We start from the raw sequence: 7,679 nt of genomic DNA on the forward strand, positions 1-7,679 counted from the left end.
TCTCCCTACTTTCGAATTGCTGCATAGCCCCTGCACAAGAGGCACAGGGCCCGATATCCCAAGAGCCGGTCCACTACATACAGCAGCTGCACTTTTCGACTCGCAGCATTGTAACGCAGAAGCCACCGCTTTTCCCGCATCTCCTGCACCAGTCCGCGCCCCTCCGGCCCGTTGACTGAGGGTGCGCACACCAGGAAGGTGCCAAATTGGTAGGCCACATAGCTCCAGTACAACTCTTTTATCGCCGTGCTCGCTCCCATCTCCTGAGGCAATTGGAGGCACAGCTCTATATTTTCCTTCAAATCCCGCAGGCTTTTCAAGTTCATTGTGCGGGTAATGGAGCCCGTTCTCTGCCGGTATCGGTAAAATCGGCAGGCGCTGAGGCCGAAAGACTTCGCGGCCAGCGCCAAGCGTGCGCACCAGTCGATATCCTCTGAGGTCACGCCTTCCCGAAATCTGAGGTCGCACGAGGAAAACAGCTCCCGCCGAACCGCCTTGTTCCAGGCACAGGCGGTATAACAGCCCTTTTGAAGCAAGTAGCCGAGCTGTGCCTCCCGCCCGGAGACCGGGCACCCCTCTGCGATGTCCGGGCCGATCCACCGCCCCCGCTCCGCGCCATTGGGTTCATACCATTTGGAAAAGCCGAATACCACCACATCCGATGTGAGCTGGGGGATCAGCCGTGCAAGTCCCTCCGGCTCCGCCCAGAAGTCATCTCCGTCCAGAAAGAGGATATACTCTCCTGTGGCCCGACACAGTCCGGCGTTTCTTGCGGAGGATAGCCCTCCGTTTTCCTTGTGCATCACGGTGATCCTGGCATCATTCTTTGCATATTCGTCACAAATGACACCGCAGCGGTCCGGCGATCCATCCTCCACCAAAATCAGTTCCCATTCCCGGTGAGTCTGGCACAGTACGCTCTCAATACACGCCCGCAGATAGCGTTCCACCTGATAAACAGGGACAATGATGGATACCTTCACTTTCTCATCTCCTCTATACCAGCCCCGCTATGAATGCAAAAAAGGAAACCCCGTGGTACGTGAACCCCCAGTTATCATACAGGAAAAACACCAGGAAGCATACCGTGGCACACAGCTTGACCAGCCTGGCGGAACGGCGTTCAAAGATCTGATCAATCATCCACGGGAGGCTACACGCCGCGCCCAGCTCAAAATATGTTGCCAGCCGCCCAAACATATTGGCTCCGTTGACGGTTGCCATGAGCATGAACATAAGGCTGACGATGCTCATATTAATCAGCACAGCCTCCTGCCTCCCCATTGCCGGAAACAGCCGCCGCCGGAAAATCAGGGACATCGCCGGCACCACGGCAAAGACCGCTACCCGCAGGGGATTCATCTGATTGCCGTCAAATACCTCAAACTCCGCCACATGCTTGCCCATAGAGTCCGCATAGGAGAGGAGCGTGCCGATGGAGTCCTCGAAGGTGAGCATCACCGTCACAGTCGCCAGCGCAACAAGGAGAATCCTCCCGCCCCAAGGCTTTCCGGTCAGCAGCGGCAGAAACACAAACAGGAACGCATAGGTGTGGAGGAGCCCCGCCAGCGCTACGATGATATAATATTTCGCCCATTTCCGTTCGTTCAGCGCCGGGACCGCCAAGGTCAGCACCGCCATGGCCGTGATCTGTTTCATGGCGGCCATGGAGAATACATAGGCCCCGATTCCAAAGAACAGCCAGAGGCCAAACGCGAAATTTCCGTCCGCGGTATACCGCTGGACAAAGCGGATCAGCAGCACTTCGTTGACTGCTGCAAAGATCAGCAGATAAATATGGTAGTTGTCCGTGACCGTGCGAATCAGAGCGGTCAGCCCATAAAACAGGGGATTGTGCAGAACATGAAGGTTTTCACTGTCCGACAGGAAGGCCCCGATGGTCTCAGCGCTCTGAAATCCCCGAATATAGGCGGCAGTATCATTGTAATCGGTCCGCAGCCCGGCGAAGAGGGAGAGGATCACCACTATCGCCAGCACAAACAGGTCCCACCGGGGCTTATTCCCCCTCTCACGGATTCCGCCGCCGTACCACTGAGAGAGCTGTGCCAGTACGACAGAGGAGGCACATACCAGAAGCAGCGTGGTCATAAGCCCTCCTCCTGCATCGCTGCGAGGACCCTGCGCACCACGCCGGCGCGGTTAAAACACGCCTCCATATGTACCCGACCGGCCCGGCCCATCTCCTCCCTCCGGATAGGGGGCAGCTCCACGAAGCGGCGCATGGCATGATAAAGCGCCTGGGCGTCGCCGGGCGGGCAGAGGAACCCGTTCTCCCCGTCGCACACCGCCTCCCGGCAGCCCGGAATATCCGAGGTGATGAGGGCACGCCCACTGGACGCCGCCTCCAGCAGTACGTTGGACATTCCCTCATGGTAGGAGGGGAGCACCACGCAGCTCGCCTCCTCATAAAATGGGCGGACATCCTCCTGAAAGCCGTGAAAATCCACCACGCCTTCCCGGACCAGCCCCTCCACCGCCTCCCGGTATGCATCCTCAAAAAACCCCACCATATCGAACCCGATCTCCGCGCCGAAGACCTCCTTTAGGCGCTGGGCAGCCCAAAACAGCTCTTCCACACCCTTTTCCCTCATGATACGGCCCACAAAGAGGAAGCGGACCCGCCCGTTTTCCCTGTAGGGACGCAGGGGGTACTCCGCCAGACTGACGCCCGCCCCAGGGAGCACACACGCCTTCTTCTGCGGGATAATATGCCTTTGAAAAAACAGCGCCGCATTGTCGCTGTTTTCAAAAAATACCCGTCTCGCGCCGCTCAATGCCGTCCGGTACAAAACTGTGACCAGCCGGGCCAGGCCGGGGCGCTGGAACGCCGTGCCCAGCCCCTGGACATTGGCGCAATAGGGGACTCTCATCATCCGGCATGCCAGACCGCCGTAAATATTGGGCTTGATGGAATAGGTCAGCACCAGATCCGGCCGCTCCGCACGGAGCAGCTGCCGATAGGCGCGCAGCAGCTTGAGATCCGTGGCGGGGTTGACGCCTCTGCGGTCTACCGGTGTCTCCAGGCATCGGCAACCCATGCGTTCAAAATCTTCCTCATGCCCCACAAAAGGGGTGCTGATGACCACTTCATTTTCTTCCAGAAGGGTGGAAATGAGCTCCTTCCGGAACCTCCAGAGCATATAGGAGTGGTTTGTGAGCACCAGTATCTTCATCTCGTTTCCTTCCTGTCCCGGCGCTCCATGGCGCCCGTGCCGCCCTCCACCACGCCGCTCTGCCGGAACACGGCCAGGAAGGTGCCGAAAAAGCACTTGAGGTCGATGGCCGGTCCCAAGTGCTCCAGATAATAGCGGTCCAGGGCGGCCTTCTCCTGAATTTCCAGCTCATCCCGGCCGTGGATCTGCGCCCAGCCGGTCAGCCCGGGGCGGAGCTGATGGAGACCGCAGCGGTCCCGCTCCCGGATCAGGTCGGTTTGATTGTACAGGCTGGGCCGGTAGGACACGATGTGAAGGGACCCGGTCAGGATATTCAGGAGCTGCGGCAGCTCATCCAGTGAGGTTTTCCGCAGGACCTTTCCCACCCTGGTGATGTACTGCTCCGGATGCTCCAGCAGATGGGTAGGCTTGTCATGGGGGGTATCGCTCTTCATGGTGCGGAATTTGAGGATGTGGAAGGGACGCTTTCCACGCCCCACCCGCCTCTGGGTGAACAGAACGGGAAAGCCGTCGTCCAGCACAATGGCGATCCCAATGGCCAGCAGCACCGGAGAGAGCAGGACCAGCCCCAGCAGTGAGAGCGCCACGTCGGCGGCCCGTTTGACACCGATATAAAACCGCTGCGCTCCCGTCAGCATATGGGGCGCCTGAGCCCTCTCCTGAACGGCGGCGTTTTCCATTGGAATTCCTCCCCGGCCGCAACTGCGCGGCATTCATTTTCCGCCCTGCCATTGGTAATAGTAATATTTTATCATCTGTGCCTGGGATGTGCAATGGCGCAGCGCTCAATCTCGTCAAAAAGGTCCTGTTTTCTCCTCTTTCCGCGCCTCCTGCCTACAAAACTAACCGCGCCGCGCTCAGCCCAAGGGCAGAACGCGGCGCGGTCCGTCACTGCAGCAGGACCTCCAGAAAGGTCTCCAGGTCCATGTGGTTAAAATATGTTCCGATCTCCAGGTCCTTCAGGGCGGTGCGGATGGCCGCCGCCTCCATGGGGCAGCCCGACAACCTGCGCGCCAACGACTGCGTATCTTCATTCCCAAAATAGTCTCCATAGAAAGCGACGTCCCGCAGGATCCCTTTCTGCACATCCAAAAAAATCTCCAGCTTTCCGCATCCGTCCACCTGCCGGGCCTTGCGGAGCCGGTATGCGGGGGAGGCCCCGTAGTTCCAGCTCCACTGATCATAGCGCTCCGCCTGAAGGGCCCGGATCTCCGCAAGCTGCCCCTGGGAGAGGCGGTAGGGCTGCAGAGCGTACTCCTGGAACAGGAAGTCGCGCAGGGCGGCAAAAAACGCCTCGGTGGAGATGTCTCCGGCAATATAAGGGCGCACATTGGTCACCCTGCTTCGGACCGACTGGATCCCCTTCCCCTCCAGTTTATCCCGGGATACCGTCAGCGCCTTTCCCACCACCTCCAAGTCGGAGTCATACAGAATGGTGCCGTGGTGCATGGTCCGTCCCTGTTTCCCGTACTGGGAATTCCCGGAGAACTTCTTGCCGTCAATGGTCATATCGTTCCGCCCGTTGATCTCCGCATGGACTCCAAAGTGCTCCAGCGCCTTCACAATAGGGCGGCAAAAGGTGGAAAAGTCAAAGGCAGCCGTGGCGCCGCTGTCTACAATAAAGGTAAAGTTGATGTTCCCCAGGTCATGGTACACCGCCCCGCCGCCGGAGAGCCGGCGTACCACCCGGATTCCATGCTCCTTTACATAGGCGGCGTTGATCTCGCCGACGGTATTCTGGTTTTTCCCCACAATGATGGCGTTGTCGTTTTGCCAGAGCATGCAGTATGCATGGGCCCGGTCCAGCCGGTCAAAGACATACTGCTCCAACGCCAGGTTGAATCCGGGATCATGGCTGCCACTCTCCAGATAATACATCATGCCGCATACCCCTCCTGATTTCTGTGCTCCCGCCGTTTTTTGGGGCCGGACGCCGCGTGCGGCATCCGGCCCCGATTGACGTTATTCCGAAGTTCCGCTCTCCCCGGACGCCGGGGTATAGTGGAATGTGATCTTCACCGCAGGTCCCTCTTCGCCCTGCCGCAGGTAGAGCGTGGAGGTTTTCTCCACCTCATTGGCGTCGATATCCGCCGTTTCCGCGCCATTGACGTAGACCATCAGGCTGTCCAGACGATGGGCCTCCGAGAGGGCATCGCTGCTCTTGGCCTGGAACCAAGTCTCTCCGTCCCGGCTGTATGTAAGCGTCTCCACCCGGACCAGGCCGCCCAGCTGGAGCTGTACACCCATCCATTTCCCGGCCTCGCGGGGCTGGCCGGGGCCGTCGGCATCCGCTTCCTGCCCGGTCAGGGCCTCCAGGCCGGAGAGCGCCACGGTATAGCCCTCCTCTGACGCCGTCACAGTCTCCACCCGGAACTTTCCGTCGTTCACCTGCCGGGCCGCACCCTCTGCCAGCACCCCTTCGGCGTCTCTGGTCCGGACGATCAGCCCGGTGATCAGGCCCTCCTCCTCCACGGCCGCAGTGAGGCTCTGGACCATCTCGGCATAGGTCACGGTGCTCGCAGGGCGGAACAGCCCCTGCGAGCCCTGCATGACACCGGCCTGGGTCACTGCGGACACAGCCCCTTCCGCCCAGCCGGCGATCTCCGCCGCGTCGGTATAGTCCGTCTGTCCGCCCGCGGAGAGGTGGAAGGCCCGGGCCAGCATCACCGCAGTCTCCTGACGGGTCACGGCCGCGTCGGGCAGAAGCTGTCCGGTCCCGTTCCCCTGCAATACTCCGGCGTCTACCAGGCGCAGCAGCGCGCCGGAATGGGCATCCTCCGCCCTGATGTCGGTAAAACGGTTCTCCGCCTCCTGGGTGTAGGTCATCACCCGGTCGATGGCGGCGGCCACCTCCCCCCGGGTCATCACATGCTCCGGGGACATGCTCTGATCCAGCTTGCCGCAGTCCTCCCAGCGCTTTGCCGCCTGTGACGCCCAGGCCGGAAAGTCCTCCGAGGCCGCCGAGGCCGGAAAGGTCAGCATACCGATGCAGAGTGCGGCCGCCGTACAGGCCGCGATCCTCTTATGTCTCATCTGTTTTCGCCTCCAAGAATCGAAATCATGCAGCAGCGGCGCGCATGGCGCGCTGTGTGGAGCCATTATAGCACAAAGTTCAAAAAAAGTCTCTTCCTTTTTCTGTTTTCAAGCGCCCCGGATACTTCTGGCCACCGCGCTGACCGCCTCGACATGGGTCTGGTCGAAAATATGGGTATAGACCCTGCCCGTCACCACCACGTCCTTGTGCCCCAGCGCACGGCTGATATCCGGCAGCGGGATGTGGGCGCTGTTGGCCACACTGGCAAAGGTGTGGCGCAGGCCGTGGAGAGTAATGGGGGGTAGCCCGTTGACCTCCACAAACGCCTCCATGGCCCGGGTGACCTGATTGGGGTTCCAGGGCCGTCCCCGCCGGTCTGCGAGTACAAAACCGGTGTCCTCGGCCAGACCGGCGCACACCGCCGCGCGCTGCTCCTCCCGGGTACGGCGGAGCAGACGCTCCAGGTCCTCCAGCCCCGCAAAGCCCAGGCTCCGGAGAGAGTTGGGCGTTTTGGGAGGCTTTTCCACCACGGTCCCGCCGGCGGTGGTGCGGGCCAGACGGACGGAGAGCACCTTCTTCCGAAAATCGATGTTCTCCCAGCGCAGGCCGCAGATCTCCCCCCGGCGAAGGCCCAGATACCCGGCCAGCTTGACGATGAGCTCCATCCGCCCGCCCTCCGCGGCCTGGAAGAGCAGCTTGAGCTCCTGCGGCGTATAGTAGAGCTGGCGGGCCGCCCGCGCTCTGGGGGGCTCCACCCGGTCTACAGGGTTACTGCCGAGGATCTCCTGGCGAAACGCCAGCTTTAGCGCCGTGTGCAGCAGGATATGGTGCTTATGCACGGTGTTCGGGCTCAGCCCCTTGCCCTTGATCATCTGCGTATAATACTGCTGGATGCGCAGCGGCGTGAGCTCCCGCAGCAGGACCCGGCCCAGACTTGGCTTGAGGTGGTTCCGGATGATGTTGGCATAGCAGTAGTAGGTGGTGTATTCCAAGTTGGGCCGTACGATCTCCTCCAGCCAGTAGTCCAGCCACGCCCCAACGGTGATGGCCTCGGCCGCCGGGAGCCCCCCTCCCTGCGCTCCGCCGCAAAGGTTTCGACCGCCTGGACCGCCTCCCGCTCGCTGCGGAAGGTCCTTGTCCATCGCTCCCGCCGCCCGTTCTTTCCGCGCCCTCCGTCAAAGTAGGCGTAGTAGAGCTTCTTCTCCGTGTCATAGGCCACATTCTTTCCTATCCGTTTTCTAGACATCGTATCCTCCTATCGGTCTGTGTCAGGGACGTTCCGGCGTCCATCCCACAGATATCCACGGTTACCAGATGGCTACCCGCCTCCTCGCAAAGGCTTGTGCGGAGCGGTTTTTCCCCCGTATGCGGCAAGATGTCTCCTCCTCCCGGGAAAATAATGAAGGAGGAATTCCACATGAGAAACCTCAAGCGGGCTCTTAGCCTGGCAA

Annotated in this window: 7 protein-coding genes; all 7 read right to left on the reverse strand. The window is 60.6% G+C overall.

The window, feature by feature from the left end; genetic code table 11:
* Positions 1-5 precede the first annotated feature (5 nt).
* The 7 genes from ABUA09_RS15005 to ABUA09_RS15035 all read right to left on the reverse strand — a co-directional run bounded on the left by ABUA09_RS15005 (position 6) and on the right by ABUA09_RS15035 (position 7,370).
* Positions 6-983 (reverse strand): glycosyltransferase family 2 protein, encoded by a 978-nt coding sequence (locus ABUA09_RS15005; protein WP_116722594.1) that lies wholly within the window; start codon positions 981-983, stop codon positions 6-8.
* 13 nt (positions 984-996) lie between these two features.
* Positions 997-2,109: an EpsG family protein gene (locus tag ABUA09_RS15010; RefSeq protein ID WP_033116981.1), complete on the reverse strand. Its 1,113-nt coding sequence runs from the start codon at positions 2,107-2,109 to the stop codon at positions 997-999.
* Positions 2,106-3,194, reverse strand: a complete 1,089-nt coding sequence (locus tag ABUA09_RS15015; RefSeq protein WP_279204708.1) for a glycosyltransferase family 4 protein — start codon at positions 3,192-3,194, stop codon at positions 2,106-2,108. Before ABUA09_RS15015 ends, ABUA09_RS15010 begins: the two co-directional genes overlap by 4 nt.
* Positions 3,191-3,832, reverse strand: coding sequence for a sugar transferase (locus ABUA09_RS15020; protein WP_242976602.1), 642 nt, complete (start codon positions 3,830-3,832; stop codon positions 3,191-3,193). Before ABUA09_RS15020 ends, ABUA09_RS15015 begins: the two co-directional genes overlap by 4 nt.
* Positions 3,833-4,082: 250 nt before the next feature.
* On the reverse strand, positions 4,083-5,075 hold the full coding sequence (gene lplA / locus ABUA09_RS15025; RefSeq protein WP_242943955.1) for a lipoate--protein ligase: 993 nt from the start codon (positions 5,073-5,075) through the stop codon (positions 4,083-4,085).
* An 81-nt stretch (positions 5,076-5,156) separates the two neighbouring features.
* Complete coding sequence (locus ABUA09_RS15030; protein ID WP_349949483.1) at positions 5,157-6,227, reverse strand: S-layer homology domain-containing protein; 1,071 nt, start codon at positions 6,225-6,227, stop codon at positions 5,157-5,159.
* Between the two features lie 108 nt (positions 6,228-6,335).
* Complete coding sequence (locus tag ABUA09_RS15035) at positions 6,336-7,370, reverse strand: tyrosine-type recombinase/integrase (protein ID WP_058118487.1); 1,035 nt, start codon at positions 7,368-7,370, stop codon at positions 6,336-6,338.
* Between the last annotated feature and the right edge of the window lie 309 nt (positions 7,371-7,679).

The organism is Intestinimonas sp. RTP31139st1_F5_RTP31139_211217, assembly GCF_040226735.1.
Lineage (GTDB): Bacteria > Bacillota > Clostridia > Oscillospirales > Oscillospiraceae > Intestinimonas > Intestinimonas butyriciproducens.